Source organism: Deltaproteobacteria bacterium (assembly GCA_016219225.1).
In the GTDB taxonomy this organism is placed as follows: Bacteria; Desulfobacterota; RBG-13-43-22; order RBG-13-43-22; family RBG-13-43-22; genus RBG-13-43-22.
This window is the reverse complement of record JACRBX010000279.1, coordinates 1-18,567: the sequence shown is the minus strand read 5'-3', so window position 1 is coordinate 18,567 and position 18,567 is coordinate 1. Positions and strand designations below refer to the sequence as shown.

Sequence of the window (18,567 nt, the reverse complement as noted above, 5' to 3'; positions counted from 1 at the left end):
TTTTGATTGTATCCATCAAAACAAGGGGCCGATTTGAAGGGATTCAAAAGATTTTCGGTCATAACCCGGGTGATGCTCAAGCATGGAATGGGCGACCTGGTTGAACGTCTCCTGGGCCGGGGAGAAAAAAAAGAGAAAAGTCCCACCACAAAAGACCTGTTTTTCAAATCAGGATTCCCATCCCCGAAGCGGATCCGCCTGGCCCTGGAAGAACTGGGGCCCAGTTTTATCAAATTAGGACAGTTAATGAGCACCCGGGCCGACCTGTTTCCTCCGGACTACATCGAGGAATTTAAAAAACTTCAGGACCGTGTGCCTCCGGTCCCCTTTCCGGAGATCAAAAAGGTCATTGAAGAAGAATTAAAGCGCCCTCTCTTAAAAATTTTCCAGAAATTCGACCCGACCCCGATTGCCGCCGCCTCGGTAGCTCAGGTCCATCGGGCAGAACTCCCCACCGGGGAAAAACTGGCCGTCAAAGTCATCCGGCCGGGAATCGGCAGGATGATCAGCCAGGATATCCGTTTGATGTATTATTTAGCCGACAAGATAGAAAAAAATTTCGAGATAGGGCAGATCCTGGGTGGAACCAACCTGGTCAAAGAGTTCGAGCGCACCATTTTTAAGGAGCTCGATATGTTTATTGAGGCAGGCAGCATTGAAAAGTTTGCCGAAAATTTCAAAGACGTGGATGAAATCTACATCCACCGGGTATACTGGGAATACACCTCCCGATCCGTGTTGGTCATGGAATATATCGATGGCATCAAAATGGATCAGGTAGAGGCCATAAAGGCCCGTGGTCTTGACCCCAAGGAAATAGCCAACATCGGATTACGGTCCTTTTCCCGTCAGTTAATGGAGTTCGGGTTCTTTCACGCCGATCCGCACCCGGGTAATACCCTGGTCATGGACGACGGCCGGGTGGCCCTGGTGGATTTCGGCATTACCGGATATCTGGATGAACAGATGATGCACCAAATCGCCAATATCTTCCTCGGTTTTGCCGACCATGATTATGATCGGGTCCTGGAGGCCTTGTGGGATGCGGGAATCTTCGATGAGGAGACCATGGATCTGAAGAGTTTTTTGATCGACCTCAAGGACCTGAGCGAACCCTTCTACGGCCGTTCTCTTCAGACCATTTCGGTCAGAGACGTCTATGATCAAATCATGCAATTGATCTATAAGTATCATATCAGGCTCCCCAGGAATATCCTCCTCCTCTTGAAGACCTTTATCCAAACCGAAGCCCTGGGCAAGATTCTGGGCAGTGAGGCCAGTCTTCTGGAAGCGGCCCGACCCTATGCCAGGAAATTTCTGGCACGCAACTACAATGTCAAACGGGTTTTTCGCGATATTGAGAGAGAGGTCCGTATCAGCGGCGGATATCTGAAGTCCATGCCCAAGTTTTTTCATGACATTCTCCGACAAACGGCCCAGGGGAAACAACGCTGGGAACTTTGGCACGGAGGCCTGGAAAGTCTGACCGGCCAGTTTGCCAAAGGCCTCAACCGGCTGACCGTCGGCTTTATTATTTCCGCCTCCCTTATCGCCGCCGCCTTGATCCTCAATTCCGATCAGAAGATTTTCGAGGTGACCCTGAATCTGTTCGGATTGAAAACCATTTCCGTAACCGCCCTCTTCGGTCTCCTCGGTTATATCATTGCCACAATTTTGGGTCTTTGGCTCATCATCTCCATCCTTCGATCCGGAAAGCTGTAAAAAAACCCCTCCCTTCACAGGCCTATGCTGGGTTATAAACCGCACTCAACCCACAGGCTGGACCCAGATGGCTTGAGGTCCTTTCTCGCCGTCTTCCTGAGCGAATTTTACCTCGGTGCCCGGCGCTAATTTATTAAATTTCCCATTTTTTAAGGCATTGGCATGGAAATAAATCTCCAGACCGTCCGAGGCTTCTATAAAACCATAGTCCCTATTCGCGATTAGACGGGCCACTTTACCCCGCTGGGCATACTCTTCATGGGCCTTAACTTCCTTTTGCTGGATACGAGAGTATTCCAAAAGACGGCGGTCCAGGGAATCAAAGGCCTCCACCAGTAAGGGCGGGACAAATTCCCCCTGGCGGGTAATGGTAATCGTTTCCCCGCTCACGGTTACGACCAGATGAACTTCAAAGGCACCCAGATGGTGATGACGGGTCCCGATGATTTCCACCCGGGCATGTAAAACAGGACCCATAAAATGTTCTTCCAGACGGGCCAATTCTTCTTCAATTTTTTCACGCCATTCCGGTTGAATTTCCAGGTTTTGCCCTTCGATATGAATGTCCATGTTTTGGTTCTTCCTTCCTAAATAAAGCTTCATTTGAAATGATTCAAACAAGAATCGGCTTCAGGTTTGTTACTGGTTTGTTACTGGGCGGTCCGGCCTTTATCCGCTCCTCTTTTCCAAGAAATGCATGATGAATAGTATCATTCAGGGATGATTAAAAAGTAAATAAGATAAAGCAGGTAGTTTATTATCAAAAAGACTGTATTTTTGATAATAGCCGGCAGGACTTTTCATTTTCCTGGACGGATTTTCAGCCCCGGTTTTGAACTTCATTGCTTCTTCTCTTCTGTCCGCCCCGGCCGACGCTCCTTAAACGCAGCGATTTTCTAATTTCACCCGTAACGAATTCACAGGAAAAATACTTGACACTGACGTACATGTTTGATATTTATATACGTCATGAATACTAAACTGACATTGCGAATGGAAGAAGCCGTTGTTCGGAAGGCCAAGCTTGAGGCAAGACGACGGGGAAAATCCGTATCCCGCATGGTAGCCGAATTCATTGAATCGGTCGGTTTGCATCCGGTTTCGAAAAAACCCCCGCCGCCGACCACGGCTTCACTTGTTGGGATTCTCAAGGGACAGGAAGTCTCGGAAGATGACTATAAGGCACATCTCCGGGAGAAGTATCTTTGAGAGTAATCATAGACACCAATATCGTGTTAGATGTGTTGCTTGAGCGTGAGCCTTTTGTGCAGGCTGCCGTGAACCTGTTTTCCCTTGCCGAGGAATCCGTTATCGAGGCTTTTCTTTGTGCTACGACTATTACAACAATCGACTACCTGCTTACCCGATCCCTTCCGGCCTCTACGGCGCGGGCTGCCTTACGGAAACTCATCAGTCTATTTGAAGTGGCCTCGGTGAATCGGCTTGTGATCGAACGCGCGCTCGAAAGCAAGATTAATGATTTCGAGGACGCGGTGTTGGCCGAGTCTGGTCGATCGGCCGGGGTTGATTCTATTGTAACCAGAAATACAAAGGACTTTTTCGGGTCCGCCCTGAAGGTCTTCGAACCCTCTGAATTCCTGGCTCAGTTCAATAGATAGCGACTGCTCCCGCCCGTTTTGATCCTACTCCATGCCATTAACTTAAGGAAAATTCCAGGCCCACACCGTCACCTCGGCGAAAGCATTAGCACATCATAACGAGGTATTCCTGATCAGCCCCAGGACGGTTTGTTCCAATCGATCCTGGAAATTTATAAAGGGCCGTTCAATGACCGAACGGGCATAGGCCCTCAGGTCGATCCTTTCCCGGTTGGTGAGCCATGAATAGGCCTTCTCCCATAGGTCTATCAGGGGGCCGGCCTCCGGATCACCCGATAGGGCTAAAGTTTCAATCGGCAGAAGGGTTTTTAGGAAAACGGCCCAGGCTATTTTTTTCAGAGCCGGAAAATCCTTGATCAGTTCCCAGGTCTGCTGTTCCTCCCCGGTATCTTCCATCAAATATTCCAGTAACCGATTTTGGTAAACGCCTAATCCCCTTTCACCCAACAACCGGACCACTTCTTCGTCTTTCAGGGCCACGGAAAGCAGATAGACCAACTGTTGAAGTTGGGGTAGATCGAGTCCGGCTGACCCGGCGGTTTTCTGAAGTGATTCGGAAAATAAAAATCGATAAAACTCCGGCTTGCCGTGAAGCAGGGCATGGCCGATCTCATGTTGAACCACGCCCCGGACGACTCCTTCCGGAATTCCCCGGATTTTTTCAAGGGTTATATGAATCCTGGGGTAACCTCTCCAGGCCTCGTGGGTGGCCAGAAATTCGGATTCGCCGCTGGTAACTACCCCCAACTCGGCTTTTTCCCGGACGTCGAATTCCTGAAACTCTTTTTCTTTCTCCCAGAGGTACAGGGAAATACGGTCCGGGGCCGTCCCGGGTGCGGTTTTCCCCAAAACCTCTCCGGTCCATTTTTGAACCTTCAGGAGAAAGGATTCATCTACCTTGCCCTTCAAGACGGGTTTTATCACAGTCGGCATTTTTTATGCTCTATGTAATATCCTATAACTTGAACAACTTTAAACCTCTTTCTTTCCTTTTCATATCCTTCCCTATTCAAGGATCACAATTCGAAGGCTGGACAGCAAAAGTCGTTTGTTTTTATCCGAAATCACCCCAAGATGATCAAGAAACCGCCGGTTGTCGATCGAACGTATCTGATCGACGATAATATCTGAATCCTGCTCAAGTCCCGCCTCGCCTTTTTTTAGATGAATGCGCAGAACGTCTGCCCCCCAGTTGAATTTTTGTGGTGATGGGACAAACGAGGGTGCTGGGATGGTTCTCATTCAAGAGATTCGTTTGGACGACGATCACCAGCCCGAAGCTTGCGGGGCCGAAGGCTGTGGCGAGGGACATTGGCGTCCAATGGCCTGGTTGGCGAACTCCTGCGACGGAGCCGATTACCTCATCATCGGCGACCGGTCCCCATTCGGAAACTATTCGGCCGGACCATTCAAGGACAAAAAATTCAGAAGCCTAAAGATTATTTTACGAGCCGTTCCTGATCCTTAAACAAGCCCCCCTCCCAGCCTATAAGTTCCAGCCATTAATAAGTTTCTGAATGAAATGGACAACGTCCCATTTTTAAAAAACAATATCGTTATTTTTCTCCTTGATCGCCCTTCGGGCTTGTTTTATACTTTTCATTCCGTGGTTTTTACTTGAAACTTGCATCTTGAAACTTTATTTTCGTACTATAAGTCCTCTAAAAGGATATTAAAGATGAACAGGAAACGTCTGCTCCGGATATTTGTTCTTGGTTTGTTTACTCTCGGATCAGGTTTTAGCGCCTGGGCCGTACCCAAAACCATCGCCCTGCCGGTTACCCTCGACTACCCTTTGATTCGTTCGTTCCTGGTGACTCAGGTTTATACCCAGCCGGGCCAGAAAGCCGTTCTGCTGGATCAGAACAACCACTGTGTTCGCATCGAGCTATCTGACCCCAGGGTCAATGCGAAAGGTTCTTTGATTCACCTTTTAAGTAAAATCAAGCTCCAGGCCGGGCTTGAGCTGGGCAATCGCTGCCTCCAGCCGCTGGTTTGGGAAGGCTATTGGGAAGTCCGGTTACAGCCTTATCTGGATCAGAAGACCCGGTCCTTGCGATTTAAGACCCGGGATTCGAAATTTTATAATCAACAACTTGAAAAGATGACCGTAGTTGAAGTCATCTGGAAAATGATTAAAAAATATGTTCATCCCCCGCTGGATCGGGTGGCGATCGATCTCGGCCCTCCGATCAATGAGGTTACCCAGTTACTCCCCTTTTTTGTTAAACCGGAAAACCAGGAAAAATTCGAAAGAGGCTTAAGGTCCCTCAGGACAGGTAAGGTCCGGGTCGGTCCTAATGCCGTGGAGGCTGAAATCCTGTTCGATTTGGAGGTCCCCGAGGCCGTTGAATCCGGCAAGGCACCCGTACCTCTGACCGAAGAGGAAAAGGTCCGGTTTATTAAAACCTGGGAAATCTGGGACTCCTTTTTAGTCCATGAGTTGCTTTCTTTAATCGGACGGCCCTTGTCCGAAGAGGAAAAAGGGACCCTCTTGAAGACACTCCTGGAAATGCGCTATGGCTTTGTGGATGCCCTGGACCACAGGAAATCGGAGGGCGATCTGGTTCGGGAACAGTTCATAAAAAGCTGGAACGAACTGGGTCCGATCTTGAGAAAAACCCTTATTCAGGAAGACGCGCCTTCCCTCTTTGGATATATGGCTTATTTTACCGCCATGGATTCCCTGAAAATTCTGGACCATCTGGGAGGTTCCTTTGGGCTGGAAATCAGCCAAAACGGTCTGATCCGGCTGGCCCGTTTGCTGTCTCGGGGGGAAAGACCATGGAGCCCCGGATATGCCTGGGAGGTTAATCCAGAATTGCGCCAGCTCTTGGGCCTTGGTGCGCCTATCCAAGAAACCGGTCCCGGATATGAAGAGGATGAACTTGAGCTGCCCGAGGCTACTGCGGAAAACCTTTTTTTCAGGAGGAAGTCCCGCCGGCCCATCCGGTTTGTATCGACTTCCCCCCCGGAAGGCGAAAAGATCCCCAAGGCTGCCGGTGAATTAATGAAGTGGCTGCCGGACGGAAAAAACCTGGACGATTATCTTGAAAGGGTTGAAGAGGTCCTGCAAGGGGCGACCGACCAGGTCCTGTCTAAAAAAAATCTGGAAGAAAAATATCATGGCCTGTTCAGGCTTCTGGTCTCCGCCACGGCCTGGCAGGAAAGCTGCTGGCGGCAACTGACCGCTTCCAACGGAAAAGTCCGCTATCTTTGTTCTTATAACGGCTCTTCCGTTGGGCTGATGCAGATCAACCTCCGGGTCTGGAGAGGCCTCTATCAGCCCAAAAGCCTCCGCTGGAATATTCATTATAACGTCCTGGCCGGTACCGAGATTTTAGAGCTTTATTTCCGCCGATGGGCACTGAACCGTCTGGGGCCGAACCGATCCCTTCCTCTTGATATACTCGGCGGGGCCGTCTATGCCATGTATAACGGGGGACCGAACCAGTTTGAGCGGTTTTTGAAGCGTCAACGGGAAGGAAGGCTAAACGCCTTTGATCGGCTTTTCCTGGAAAAATATGGCTGGGTTAAAAACGGTCAGATGGACCGCATCCAAATGTGCCTTGGTGGAAAATAGTGCTCATTTTAGACAACAAGAAAGAAGATCAATGACGATTAAAAAGAAACGGCCGGCGCCTAAGTTAAGAGAAGAGGTTTGGTCCCTGGTGCAAGAACTGAATCAGGACCTTAAAAGGAAACTCCCGGAATTTCAGAGGACGGAAACAAAGGATTTGCCCAAAGTCTTGCCGCCGGCCGAAGAATTGCAAGAACTCAAAATGTTGATCGAGTGGTGTCTTAAACTCTGGGCGGAACACGACGGCTTTATTTTTAAGCCCGGACCTTATTATAACGAATAAAATGCCATGAGAAGTCCATTAAAGATTTTGTCAAAACAAGGCCCGAACAAATTCCTCCGGATTAAAGGGCTGCAAATCATCCACTTTTTCGCCGATGCCGATATATTCGATGGGGATTTTCAGTTCATTGCAGATGCCGACGATAATCCCCCCCTTGGCCGTCCCGTCCAGTTTGGTGAGGATAATCCCGTTGATCTCCATGGCTTCGTTAAAGATGCGGGCCTGGGAAATAGCATTCTGGCCCATGGTGGCATCGAGGATCAACCAGGTTTGATGGGGACCTTCCGGGACCTCCTTCCGGATGACCCGTCGGATTTTTTTCAGCTCTTCCATCAGGTTCACCCGGGTATGAAGTCTTCCGGCCGTATCGATCAGGACCAGGTCCATGCCCCGGGAACGGGCGGCCTTGACGCCGTCATAGACCACGGCCGAAGGATCGGACCCTTCCTTCTGGCGGATGATCTCGGCCCCGGAGCGACCGGCCCAGATCTCTAATTGTTCCCCGGCTGCGGCCCGGAAGGTGTCGCCGGCCACCAGCAAGACCTTCTTCCCCTGACTTTTGAATTTTTGGGCCAGCTTCCCGATGGTGGTGGTTTTTCCTACCCCATTGACCCCGATGACCAGGATGATAAAAGGTTTCTGAGAATAGTCCGGTATTTTACCGGGCACTTCCAGAAAACGGAGGATCTCCTGTTGAAGGGTTTCCTTCAGCCGTTCCGGGTTATCCAATTCTTTCCTCTTAACCTTTTGCTGCACCGATTCGATCAGGGCCCGGGTGGTCATAACCCCCAGGTCGGAGGTAATAAGTATTTCCTCCAGCTCATCCAACAAATCTTCGTCGATCTCCTTTTTTCCCAGAACCAGATGGTCCACCCGGCTGATCAAGGTTTCCCGGGTCTTGGTCAATCGATCCTTGAGCCGGCCGAAAAATCCTTTTTTATTTTCCTTCGGCTCCTGTTCCTCCGGGGCGGATATTATATTTCCCTCTCCGGCAGGACCAGGGGTGTCCGGTTGATTTTCATCTTCTTGCTTGCGAAACCATTTCAACATCTTTTTATTCCTTTCACCAATCCGTTGAATCAATAGGACGGGATTATAATGGATAAATCTGAATGGGAGAAGAAAAAAGTTCTTTCTCCCCTCGAGGCGATGGCTCATCGCCCCGGGGGTGTTCTATGCGTCCGGATGAGTTTGTGGGAAAAAGGTTTATTGAATGGTATCCAGGCGGACCGAGACCAGTTTGGAGACCCCCGGCTGTTCCATGGTTACCCCATAGAGGGTATCGGCCATTTCCATGATGCGCCGGTTATGGGTAATGAGAATGATTTGAGAGTCGCGAACGATGTTTTGGACCAGGCCCTTGAAACGTTCCACATTGGCTTCATCCAGAAAGGCATCAATCTCGTCTAATAAACAGAAGGGACTGGGTTTAACCATATAGGTCGCAAACAATAAGGCCAGGGCCGTCATGGCCTTTTCCCCCCCGGAAAGGAGGGTCATGCTGGTTACCCGTTTTCCCGGAGGATGGACCATGATTTCCACACCGGCTTCCAGGGGGTCATCGTCATCGGTCAGGGACAGTTTGGCGGAACCGCCTTCGAACAGGATCGGGAAAACCTCATTCATCTTCTCCTGAATCGTTTTAAAGGTGGTTAAAAAGAGTTCCCGGGAGGTGGAATTAATTTTCTGAATGGCCCGTTTCAGGGAATCCATGGATTTACGCAGATCATCTTCCTGGGTTTGATAAAAATCATACCGTTCCTTAAAGGCATTGTATTCTTCCAGGGCCGTCAGATTCACCTCTCCGATTTGTTCCAGTTTTTCCTTGAATTCTCTGCGTTTCTCCCGAAGGCCTTCCAGGTCTTCATCCCCTTTCAGATAGGTTTTCATCATTTCTTCCAACGGCTGGCCGGTATGTTCGAGGGTTTGCTCTCTCAAATGATCCATCTTCATAACGACCTGGGCCAGGTCCATATGAAGGGCATTTTCCTTATGTTCCACCTCCGACATCTGATTTCTCTTTTCCTTAAAAATCCCTTCCAGCTCTTCCTTTTGTTTAACCATTTTTTCCCAGGTTTCATTGGTAGCCAGAATCTGCTCGTTCAACCCGGTGACCTCGTCGAGCAATTCCTTTACGGTCTTTTCACCGGATGCAATTTTTCCCAATAAGCCTTCCTGGGTCCGGGTTCCGGTTTCCTTTTTGTCCAGGAGTCTTTTTTGTCTCCCTTGTTTCTCGGCCAGGGATTCTTTCAAACGTTCCCATTCCCTCCCTATATACTCACCCTTTTCCTTCAAAACCGATAACTGGGTATTGGCCTGACTCAAGGCTTCTCTTTCTTCTTCCAGATGGGCTTCCAGGACTTTGATCCCCTCTTCCTGTTCATGGATCTCGTTGCGCAGGTCTTGTATCTCCTGATTTAAAGTTTCCTCTTCCTGAGACAGACCCTGTTCTTCCGAGGCCTGATCTTCCTCCTGGGCCCGGTATTCTTCCTCTTCCAGAGTCAGCAACTGAAGCCGGCGTTGCATCGGTTTGGTTTCTTCCTGATAACCGATCAAGGATTTTTCCAACTCCAGAATTCTTTTTTCTTCCTCCCTTTTCCGTTCCTCCAGGGCCTGGAGCTGAGAAATCACCCCTCTGATTTCATTTTGTTTGATCTGGAGACTTTCCTTTTTTAGGTCGGCTTCCCCCTGTCCTTCCCGGATACGTTCTTCCAATTTATGGACAAGATTTTTTTGGTAAAGAATACCGCTTTCCGGATTCCCGGAACTGCCGCCGGCAATGATCCCCCTGGAGTCAATCAGGTCGCCTTCACGGGTGACCACCGAAATCCGGCCCTGGTGGTTCTTCCAGACCTCCAGACCCTCAGTTAGATTGGAAACCAGGACAAAAGATCCCAATAGCAGATTCAGCCAGGTCCGGCATTCTTCCCGCACGGAAACCTTGGATAATAAGGGGACCAGGCCTTCCTCTTCCCAGGAGGCCCAGCCGGTTTCCGGTAAGGGCAGAGAATCCATGGACAGAAAATGGGCCTTTCCTTTCCCGGTTTTCCTTAAAAATTCTATGCCGCGAAAGGCCGCTGAAGGATCGTTGATAATCAGGGCCTGTAAGGCATCCCCCAAGGCGGCCTCGACGGCCGTCTCACACCCCGGTTCGGTCTCCAACCCTTCGGCCAGAACCTGGTCAAAAATGGCCCCCCCGGAAATATCCGTTGTCCATTCCCCCTGCACCAGGGCCCTGACACCGTTTTGATAAATCTGAAAATTATTCCGGATTTCCTGCAGGTTTCTGATTTGGGCCTGATCCTGTTTGACGGCCTGCTCCAGATCCAACAGGTCGACTTCTAATTCTTTCCGGGCCTTCTCTCCTTCGGTCTTCTGTTGTTGCGCTTGGACTATTTCGGCCTGGATCTTCCTAACCGATTCCCTTTGTTCCGACAAACGGGACTCGGCTTCCTGGGCCGATTGGTTCAAGAAGCTCAATCGATCGACGATCTGGGTCTTCTCTTCACTTTGCCTGGCTATCCTCCTGTCCCGGTCTTCCCGAACTTTAATCAGATTGGCCCGCATATTCCTGACCCGGGTCATTTCCGTTAATTTGGTGACCAGCAGATCCTTAGACTGATCGATCTGTTCCTGTCCCCAAAGTATTTCTTTCTTGGCCTCGGCCAGGGATTTTTCCTGTTCCCGGACCCGGCCTTCTTCCAAAGCGTATTTCCGGGCAAAAGACGATACCTCTTCAGCCAGGGTCTTCTCTTTGGGATCATTCTCCCTTAACCAGTCGGCAATCTCTTTTAATTCCCTTTCTATTTCCAGGGCCTCCTGGCCCAAGGTCTCGAGTTCTCTCCGATACTGGTGGACGAACCCTTCCTGTCTTTGAAATTCGGTTTTTTGTTGATACAGCCGTTCCTGTTTTTCTTTTAAGAGCCTTTCAAGGACCAACAGCTCTTTCTGGAGTTGGGCTAAAAGATTCTCCTGGGACTGGCATTCGGTTCTGAAATCGGTAACCTGGGCCTGACACAAAGAAAGCTCCTGTTCCTTGTTCTCTTTTCCGTGCAGCAATTCCTGATATTCCTTGGCCGCCAGGATCAACTCGATTTCCTTGGCCTCTTTTCGAACCTCTTTAAAACGTTCGGCCTTTTTGGCCTGACGGTAAAGGGAGTTCACCTGCCTTTTGACCTCGGTGATGACATCCTCCACCCGTACCAGGTTCTGTTGGGTCAATTCCAGTTTTCGGAGGGTCTCGTTTTTCTTGCTCTTATACTTGGAAATGCCGGCCGCTTCTTCAATCCAGTGCCGCCGGTCCTCGGGTTTGGAATCAATGATGGCCCCGATCCTTCCCTGTTCTATAACCGAATAGGCCTTACTGCCTATCCCGGTATCCATAAAAAGGTGGGTAATATCCTTCAACCGGCAGGCTTTATTGTTGATGGCATACTCACTTTCCCCGTCTCGAAACAGACGCCGGGTAATGACGACTTCTTCCACTCCGGCGAATTCCTGGGGCATGGAGCCATTATCATTATCCAGGACCAGGGAAACCTCGGCCATGCCCACGGAGGATTTGCCGTTGGAACCGGCAAAAATCACATCTTCCATGCCCTTGCCGCGGAGTTGTTTGGGACTTTGTTCACCCATGACCCATTTGATGGCATCCACAATATTGCTCTTGCCGCAGCCGTTGGGTCCCACTACGCCGCTGATCCCTTTTGGAAAGGAGACTACCGTCTTTTCTGAGAATGATTTAAACCCGTTAAGCTCTAATCGTTTAAGTTTCACCTTAACTAATTCCCTTTCTTTAATGCCCGGGCAAGGTCTTTTGCAAGACCTGTCGGGACAGACAGGATACCCCTTGTTCCTGAAGCAATTTTAATCTAAAAATTGGTTTTGTAAAGAAAAAAATACAATAGAAAGGAGTTATTAAGAAAAGTTATACAATATATGGTAGTTAAAAGAGATTTAATACGAAAATAGTATCCGTCTTCCAAGGAGCCTATTTTCAAGCTTCGTGGTGCCATGCCCCAAAAGGCGGGGCATGGCGGTTTAGTACGAAAATAAGCCTGGATTTAACCTCCAGGCTTATTAGTTCTCCGTCATGCCGGACCTGATCCGGCATCCAGGGCTTTAGGTGGTTTCTTTAGCCTGGATTCCGGCTTTCGCTGGAATGACGTAATGCGAGTTTTGGCGACTTTTTACATGTTTGTCAATCTTATTAATCATCATTAAGAATCAAGGGCAAGCCTTTTTACCGATCGCCTTAAGGTTCAGAAACCGCCATCCCTCTCTTCCAAGTATCGTCTTTCTTCTTCCGAATATTCTTCTGGAAGGCCTTGTTGGCCTGCATCGTCCTGGCCATTGCCCTTTTTACCTCCCACCAATGAAACCAACTGTCCGACAAACTCTTTCATCGTCACTGCCTGGCCGCTCATCTCCTCCGAGGGGCTGATCATATTGATTACACCTTATTTATGGCAATAATCATAACCCGATCGATCACCAAACCGATCAACAATGTGTGGTGGAAGGACTTTTAGACAGTGCCGATCATGTGGCCTCCGGTGGCCCGTCCTTGGGCTCAAAGAGGTTCAGGGCATTTTGTTTGCTGATTTAAGTATTGCTCTTGGAGTCCTTATAAACCAGTTTGACCTTTTTCCCCACTATCCCGCCGGCTCCGTTGATCTCTTCCAGGGCCAGGTCCGCTGCCCGACGTCTGTATGATGGGAAAAAGAAGATTACAGTACGTTAAAAAGGAATATTCCGGGAAGGGGGCTGTATGGGGAAAAGAGTATTTCCCTATTTTCTTCATCAAATTTCGGGAAAACAGAGTTTCTTTATTCAAATGGAAAACTTTGAAAAAAGGGCAAAACGGTTAAAAAGGGCCGTCAGTTGGAACAGCAGGGCCAGACGATTCTTTTTAATCTTTTCCTCCTGGGCCATAACCAGAACCTTGTCGAAGAAGGCATCGATGGAAGAACGTAACTGGGCTAATTGGATAAGATAATTGGAATAACTTCTTTCATTGAAGAGACCTTCCAAAAGGGCTTCTTTTTCCACCACTTTTTCGAAGAGCTGTTTTTCCTGGTCTTCCAATAACAACTCCCGGTCCACCTGCCCGGCCTCCTGCCGGGAAATCCCCTTCAGGATATTCAAGGCCCGTTTGCAACCGATGGCCAGGGAAGGGAAATCCGGGTGCTCCTGAAATTCCTGGAGGGCCTGGGTCCGTTGTCGCACTTCCAAGAAGTCATCCCAACCGGCCGAAAGGACGGCCTCGACCGTTTCCCGGCCGATCCCCTCCCCTTCCAAAAGATGTTCGAGGCGCAAGGCAAAAAAATCGCCGAGATTTTTTTTGATGGTTCCGGGGTCTTCCTTAAACCGGTCTCCATAGGACGATAAAGCCTGATCCAAAACCTGATCCAATGATAAGGAATACCCCTTGCCCCAGACGATCAAAATAACGGCCTGGGCCTGCCGGCGCAGGGCATAGGGATCGGCCGAGCCGGTGGGGATCTGGGCCAGGCCGAAAAAACCGACCAGGGTATCCAATCGATCGGCCAGGCCGGCTAAGGCCCCGGTGATCGTCCAGGGCAAAACATCGCCGACCGAGGCCGGCAGATAGTGTTCGGAAATCCCCTGGGCCACCTCTTCCGGTTCTCCGGATCTTGAAGCATATTCCCTGCCCATCAGCCCTTGCAGGACAGGAAATTCCCCGACCATCAGGGAAGTCAAATCAGCCTTGCACAGCCAGGCGGTACGGCGGACAAGCGCCTCTTTTTCCGGGGCCAGCTTGCGGGAAAGATAAACGGCCAGAGTGCAAATCCGCTCTACCTTTTCGAAGGAGGTCCCTAATCGCGAATGAAACACTACATTTTTTAAGGCTTCCACTTTTTGGTTCAACGGTTCTTTCAAGTCTTCGTTATAGAAAAACCGGGCATCGGAAAGACGGGCCCGGAGGACCTTTTCATGGCCCTTGACCACCCGATCGGTATCGAGGACCCGGGTGTTATTTACGGCGATGAAACGGGGGAGTAATTTCCCCTGTTCATCGACTACCGGAAAATACCGCTGATGTTCCTTCATAGAAGTAATCAGCACCTCGGATGGCAACTGGAGGAAATCGGGATCAAAACTTCCGAAAACCGGTTCGGGAAATTCAACCAAAAAATTGACTTCTTGGAGCAATTCCGGGTCGGTTAAAACCCGGCCCCCGGCCCGGGTTCCCAGGTCTTCAATTCCCTGGTGTAACAGCGCCTTTCGCTCCGCCGGATCTACAATGACCCGTGCTTTTCGAAGTTGCTTCACATAATCTTCCATTTGCGTAAGGGTAATGGCTTCCGGTGCCATAAACCGATGGCCATAAGTCAAATTGCCGGCCTCAATCCCTTCCAATGAAAAAGGGATCACCTGTTCCCCTAAGAGGGCCACAATCCAATGGACGGGACGGACGAACCGGATCGAAGAATCTCCCCAGCGCATAAATTTCGGGAAAGGCAGGTCCAAAATCATCTGGGGCAGGATTTCCTTTAAAACGTCAATGGCCGGCAGGCCCTGGAGCCGTTTCCGGAGACATAGATAAACCCCTTTGGGGGTCTCCATAAACTCCAAATCCTTAACTGCCACCCCTTTGGCCTTGGCAAAACCAAGGGCGACTTTAGTGGGCACCCCGTCCTCTGAAAAAGCGGCTGTTTTCGGGGGACCTATGAGATTTTCTTCCTTGTCGGATTGAAAAGACGCCAGTCCGGAAATCAGAAGGGCCAACCTTCTGGGGGTACCCAGGGTTTTTATTTCCCGGAAAGACAGACGGGATTGTTCAAATCGAACCCGGGCCAATTCTTTCAAGGTTTGTAAGGCTCCGGGAATAAAACGGGCCGGGATCTCTTCGGTTCCGATTTCCAATAAAAAATCCTTTTCCATAATCTTCTTTCTTAGATCTTTTTTGACAGGCATTATCAAACATCATCGTTCCTGATTCAGTAGCGGGAACCCCAGGGCTTCCCGCTGGGCATAATATTCATGGGCCACCTGGCGGGCCAGATCTCGAATCCTGCCGATATAGCCGGTCCGCTCTGTGACGCTGATGGCCCCCCGGGCATCCAGGATATTAAAAACATGGGAACATTTCAGGCAGAAGTCATAAGCCGGCCGGGGCAGTTTCAGGGCCACCAGCCTTTTGCTCTCTTTTTCGTAAGAATTGAAATTGGCCCGTAACTGTTCCACATCGGCCTGGTCGAAATTATAGGTGGAAAATTCAAATTCGGTCTGGTGATGGATTTCGCCGTAAGAAATCCGGTCGTTCCATTTCAGTTGATAGACATTGTCCTTTTCCTGGAGATACATGGCGATCCGTTCCAGGCCATAGGTCAACTCCACCGCAATGGGTGAGAGATCGATACCCCCGCATTGTTGGAAATAGGTGAATTGGGTGATCTCCATGCCGTCCAGCCAAACCTCCCAACCCAATCCCCAGGCCCCCAGGGTAGGAGATTCCCAGTCGTCTTCCACAAACCTCAGATCGTGTTCCAGGGGATGGATTCCAAAACTTTCCAGACTTTTCAAATACAAATCCTGAACTTCCAAAGGAGAGGGTTTAAGGATAACCTGGTATTGATAATAATGCTGGAGCCGGTTGGGGTTTTCCCCGTAGCGGCCGTCGGTCGGACGTCGCGAAGGTTCCACATAAGCCGCTTTCCAGGGTTCCGGTCCCAGGACCCTTAAGAAGGTTGCCGGGTGGAAGGTCCCGGCTCCGACCTCCAGGTCATAGGGTTGTAAAAGCAGGCATCCCTGTCCGGCCCAATACTGATTCAGGGCCCCGATCAATTCTTGAAAAGTAAGCACAAAACCTCCTATTAAAGAAAGGTACAAGGCTCAAGGCGTAAGGTTCAAGGTAAAAGCAATGAAGTCAATTTCCTTAGACCTTACACCTTATACCCTGCGCCTTGTGCCTTGTTTTTATCATCCATACCCTTCCTGTATCTGCTTCAGATACCGGGCCGATCCGAGTTCCTTCCCCATAATATGCCTGGAAAAAGGTCCCAACAGTCCTTCGATTTCCCTGCGGATCTCCGGAGAAAAACGCATCCGAAAAACCTGGGGCAAATTCATGACCATCGATTGCCGAATGCTCTGGATCGATCCGATGGAAAGGCAGATTCCTTTGTCTCCCCGCAGGCAAAGGGGGCACAGAATTCCCCCCCTGATCAAGGAAAAGACGGCCTCGCCGATCTCCTCGGCTTTTTTCCCGCAATTCAAGCAGGTGTTCAGAAAAAGGGCGTATCCGGCCAGTTTAAGTAACCGAATCTGAAAAATAATGAAGACTTCCCGGTCCCCCTTTTCCTGATTAAGAATCCGCAGGGATTCCCGGATCAACTCAAAGACCAGGGGATTTTGATCTCCTACAGGGAATAATTCCTTGGTCATTTCACAAAAGTAGGCGGCCTGCCCCCACTTCCTGAAATCTTTTCGAATCTCCGGAAAGGGGTCGATCAATTCCCCTTGATCAATGCGCGCCAAAGAAATAGTTTGTTTTTCAAAAAGGGTCAAACGGACCCAATTTAAGGGTTCGAGACAATGAACAAATCGTTTTTTGCTCTTTTTGGCCCCTTTGGCAATCCCCCTCATCCTTCCCCATTGGGAAGTAAAAAATTCAATAATCAAATCCGCCTCTCCGTAAGGTTTTACCTGAAGGATAATGGCTTCAACGGTCTTGGCGGGCATAAAAAAAATCAGGGATAAAGGCGGTAAAGGGTCCGGGGAAATGGAATGGCCTCCCGGACATGTTTTAATCCGCAAACCCAGGCCACCATCCTCTCGAGGCCCAGTCCGAATCCCCCATGGGGGACTGTGCCGAAACGACGGAGATCTAAATACCATTCAATATCCTCTTGGGAAAGGGCCTGTTCTTTGACTCTTTCCTGGAGGCGTTCCAGGTCTTCCTCTCTCTGGGAACCACCGATGATCTCTCCATACCCTTCCGGAGCCAGGATGTCCATATTCAAAACCACTCTGGGGTCCTGGGGGTCTTTTTTCATATAAAAGGCCTTGCATCCGGCAGGATAACGATGAATAACCACCGGTTGGTCAAATTGGGAAGCGATGCAGGTCTCTTCATCGCCCCCCAGATCCTCTCCAAAAGCAACGACCAAACCCTGCTCTTTTAGTAATTCCAGGGCCTGGGTATAAGTCAGGCGTGGCAAGGGAGGCTTGACCTTTTCCAGCCGGGTAATATCTCTTTCCAGGAGTTTAAGCTCTTCAAGCCTGTTCTCTAAAACCCGGGTGATCATAAAAGCAATCAATTGTTCGGCCCAGGAGATCAATTCTTCCAGGTCGGCAAAGGCGATTTCGGGTTCCACCATCCAGAATTCCGTCAGGTGTCTGCGGGTCTTGGATTTCTCGGCCCTGAATGATGGGCCGAAACAATATACCCGGCCGAAGGCCATAGCCCCGGCCTCCATATAAAGCTGGCCGCTTTGAGAAAGAAAGGCATTCCCCTGATCAAAATAGGACGTACTGAAAAGCGTACTGGTCCCCTCACAGGCGGCTGGAGTCAATATCGGGGCATCCAATTGGATAAATTGGTGGGCATCCAGAAAATCACGGATGGCCCGAATCAGCTCGTGACGGATCCACAATATGGCCTGTTGGCGGGCCGAACGGAGCCAGAGATGGCGGTGTTCCATCAAAAAGGCAATACCATGTTCCTTGGGTGAAATCGGATAGGGCTGGGCGACCTGAAAGATTTTAAGTTCCGATAGTTCCAGCTCCAGGCCGCCGGGGGCCCTGGAATCGTCATGTAAAATCCCGGTCAGGGCCAGGGAAGATTCCTGAGTTAACTGATCAAATGCTTGAAATGCCTCCGGGCTGACTTTGTTCTTTAACAGGACGGCCTGTAAAATGCCCGTACCGTCTCTGAGGACCAAAAAACGCACCTGTCCGCTGGAACGTTTGTGAACCAGCCATCCCTGGATGGTCACTTCCTGTTCAACAAATTGCCTGCATTGATCAATATAAATCATCATGGCCGTTCGGGTTGAATTAGGAGGCAGATTTTCGCCGATAACTATTTTTGATGATCTGGCAAAAACTCGTCATTCCCGCGCAGAGCCTGTCCTCGACTCGATCGGGGACGGGAATCCAGGCCACGCATAACTAGTTAAAAACACTGGATTCCCGTTTTCACGGGAATGACGAAAATGGACGTTCGGCGACTTTTTACGAATCCATCTTTCTTTATATTCAAAATCCCAGCAATCTGCACGATCGGCTCTCTGCCGATCCGAGTTCATCACCGTCCAAAAAGCAATTTTCTACACTGTTAGATTAGGACGCGGATTTTCGCCGATACCCGCAGATAACTATTCTTTATATTCAAA

Annotated in this window: 16 protein-coding genes; 6 read left to right on the top strand and 10 right to left on the bottom strand. The window is 49.7% G+C overall.

What is annotated here, in order from left to right; genetic code table 11:
• Positions 1–72 precede the first annotated feature (72 nt).
• Positions 73–1,722 carry an AarF/ABC1/UbiB kinase family protein gene (locus HY879_23125; GenBank protein MBI5606237.1) on the top strand — a complete coding sequence of 550 codons (1,650 nt, stop codon included), beginning with the start codon at positions 73–75 and terminating at the stop codon, positions 1,720–1,722.
• Between the two features lie 45 nt (positions 1,723–1,767).
• Here HY879_23125 and HY879_23120 read toward each other — a convergent pair whose 3' ends face one another.
• Positions 1,768–2,292, bottom strand: coding sequence for an HPF/RaiA family ribosome-associated protein (locus HY879_23120; protein MBI5606236.1), 525 nt, complete (start codon positions 2,290–2,292; stop codon positions 1,768–1,770).
• 423 nt (positions 2,293–2,715) lie between these two features.
• Between HY879_23120 and HY879_23115 the strand changes: the two genes are divergently transcribed.
• Both HY879_23115 and HY879_23110 read left to right on the top strand, forming a co-directional pair.
• Entirely contained in the window at positions 2,716–2,931 is a 216-nt protein-coding gene (locus tag HY879_23115) for a hypothetical protein (GenBank protein MBI5606235.1), read from the top strand.
• Positions 2,928–3,341: a PIN domain-containing protein gene (locus HY879_23110; protein MBI5606234.1), complete on the top strand. Its 414-nt coding sequence runs from the start codon at positions 2,928–2,930 to the stop codon at positions 3,339–3,341. The genes HY879_23115 and HY879_23110 overlap by 4 nt, the downstream gene beginning before the upstream one ends.
• Positions 3,342–3,434: 93 nt before the next feature.
• Here HY879_23110 and HY879_23105 read toward each other — a convergent pair whose 3' ends face one another.
• Together HY879_23105 and HY879_23100 are read right to left on the bottom strand one after the other, a co-directional pair.
• Positions 3,435–4,274 (bottom strand): hypothetical protein, encoded by an 840-nt coding sequence (locus HY879_23105; GenBank protein ID MBI5606233.1) that lies wholly within the window; start codon positions 4,272–4,274, stop codon positions 3,435–3,437.
• A 72-nt stretch (positions 4,275–4,346) separates the two neighbouring features.
• Positions 4,347–4,583: a type II toxin-antitoxin system PemK/MazF family toxin gene (locus tag HY879_23100; protein MBI5606232.1), complete on the bottom strand. Its 237-nt coding sequence runs from the start codon at positions 4,581–4,583 to the stop codon at positions 4,347–4,349.
• On the opposite strand from HY879_23100, the gene HY879_23095 reads away from it, so the two are divergent.
• The 3 genes from HY879_23095 to HY879_23085 all read left to right on the top strand — a co-directional run bounded on the left by HY879_23095 (position 4,573) and on the right by HY879_23085 (position 7,204).
• On the top strand, positions 4,573–4,809 hold the full coding sequence (locus HY879_23095) for a hypothetical protein (GenBank protein MBI5606231.1): 237 nt from the start codon (positions 4,573–4,575) through the stop codon (positions 4,807–4,809). The genes HY879_23100 and HY879_23095 overlap by 11 nt on opposite strands.
• Before the next feature lie 210 nt (positions 4,810–5,019).
• Positions 5,020–6,924, top strand: coding sequence for a lytic transglycosylase domain-containing protein (locus HY879_23090; protein ID MBI5606230.1), 1,905 nt, complete (start codon positions 5,020–5,022; stop codon positions 6,922–6,924).
• Positions 6,925–6,955: 31 nt separating this feature from the next.
• The gene (locus HY879_23085) at positions 6,956–7,204 is read left to right on the top strand and encodes a hypothetical protein (GenBank protein MBI5606229.1); all 249 of its coding nucleotides are present in this window, start codon (positions 6,956–6,958) and stop codon (positions 7,202–7,204) included.
• A gap of 30 nt (positions 7,205–7,234) precedes the next feature.
• Here HY879_23085 and ftsY read toward each other — a convergent pair whose 3' ends face one another.
• The 7 genes from ftsY to asnS form a co-directional block, all read right to left on the bottom strand.
• Positions 7,235–8,254: a signal recognition particle-docking protein FtsY gene (ftsY, locus tag HY879_23080; GenBank protein ID MBI5606228.1), complete on the bottom strand. Its 1,020-nt coding sequence runs from the start codon at positions 8,252–8,254 to the stop codon at positions 7,235–7,237.
• Between the two features lie 156 nt (positions 8,255–8,410).
• The gene (gene smc / locus HY879_23075; GenBank protein MBI5606227.1) at positions 8,411–11,980 is read right to left on the bottom strand and encodes a chromosome segregation protein SMC; all 3,570 of its coding nucleotides are present in this window, start codon (positions 11,978–11,980) and stop codon (positions 8,411–8,413) included.
• 485 nt (positions 11,981–12,465) lie between these two features.
• Complete coding sequence (locus HY879_23070; protein ID MBI5606226.1) at positions 12,466–12,651, bottom strand: hypothetical protein; 186 nt, start codon at positions 12,649–12,651, stop codon at positions 12,466–12,468.
• Positions 12,652–13,036: 385 nt separating this feature from the next.
• Entirely contained in the window at positions 13,037–15,145 is a 2,109-nt protein-coding gene (locus HY879_23065) for a glycine--tRNA ligase subunit beta (protein MBI5606225.1), read from the bottom strand.
• Between the two features lie 9 nt (positions 15,146–15,154).
• Positions 15,155–16,033 (bottom strand): glycine--tRNA ligase subunit alpha, encoded by an 879-nt coding sequence (glyQ, locus tag HY879_23060; GenBank protein ID MBI5606224.1) that lies wholly within the window; start codon positions 16,031–16,033, stop codon positions 15,155–15,157.
• A gap of 117 nt (positions 16,034–16,150) precedes the next feature.
• Complete coding sequence (recO, locus tag HY879_23055; GenBank protein ID MBI5606223.1) at positions 16,151–16,912, bottom strand: DNA repair protein RecO; 762 nt, start codon at positions 16,910–16,912, stop codon at positions 16,151–16,153.
• An 8-nt stretch (positions 16,913–16,920) separates the two neighbouring features.
• On the bottom strand, positions 16,921–18,213 hold the full coding sequence (gene asnS, locus HY879_23050) for an asparagine--tRNA ligase (protein MBI5606222.1): 1,293 nt from the start codon (positions 18,211–18,213) through the stop codon (positions 16,921–16,923).
• Between the last annotated feature and the right edge of the window lie 354 nt (positions 18,214–18,567).

Bases quoted from the DNA above. Each gene is read 5' to 3' on its own strand.
- HY879_23125 (MBI5606237.1), top strand. From the start codon at position 73: ATGCTCAAGCATGGAATGGGCGACCTGGTTGAACGTCTCCTGGGCCGG.
- HY879_23120 (MBI5606236.1), bottom strand. From the start codon at position 2,292: ATGGACATTCATATCGAAGGGCAAAACCTGGAAATTCAACCGGAATGG.
- HY879_23115 (MBI5606235.1), top strand. From the start codon at position 2,716: ATGGAAGAAGCCGTTGTTCGGAAGGCCAAGCTTGAGGCAAGACGACGG.
- HY879_23105 (MBI5606233.1), bottom strand. From the start codon at position 4,274: ATGCCGACTGTGATAAAACCCGTCTTGAAGGGCAAGGTAGATGAATCC.
- HY879_23095 (MBI5606231.1), top strand. From the start codon at position 4,573: ATGGTTCTCATTCAAGAGATTCGTTTGGACGACGATCACCAGCCCGAA.
- HY879_23100 (MBI5606232.1), bottom strand. From the start codon at position 4,583: ATGAGAACCATCCCAGCACCCTCGTTTGTCCCATCACCACAAAAATTC.
- HY879_23090 (MBI5606230.1), top strand. From the start codon at position 5,020: ATGAACAGGAAACGTCTGCTCCGGATATTTGTTCTTGGTTTGTTTACT.
- HY879_23085 (MBI5606229.1), top strand. From the start codon at position 6,956: ATGACGATTAAAAAGAAACGGCCGGCGCCTAAGTTAAGAGAAGAGGTT.
- ftsY (MBI5606228.1), bottom strand. From the start codon at position 8,254: ATGTTGAAATGGTTTCGCAAGCAAGAAGATGAAAATCAACCGGACACC.
- HY879_23070 (MBI5606226.1), bottom strand. From the start codon at position 12,651: ATGATCAGCCCCTCGGAGGAGATGAGCGGCCAGGCAGTGACGATGAAA.
- HY879_23065 (MBI5606225.1), bottom strand. From the start codon at position 15,145: ATGCCTGTCAAAAAAGATCTAAGAAAGAAGATTATGGAAAAGGATTTT.
- recO (MBI5606223.1), bottom strand. From the start codon at position 16,912: ATGCCCGCCAAGACCGTTGAAGCCATTATCCTTCAGGTAAAACCTTAC.
- asnS (MBI5606222.1), bottom strand. From the start codon at position 18,213: ATGATGATTTATATTGATCAATGCAGGCAATTTGTTGAACAGGAAGTG.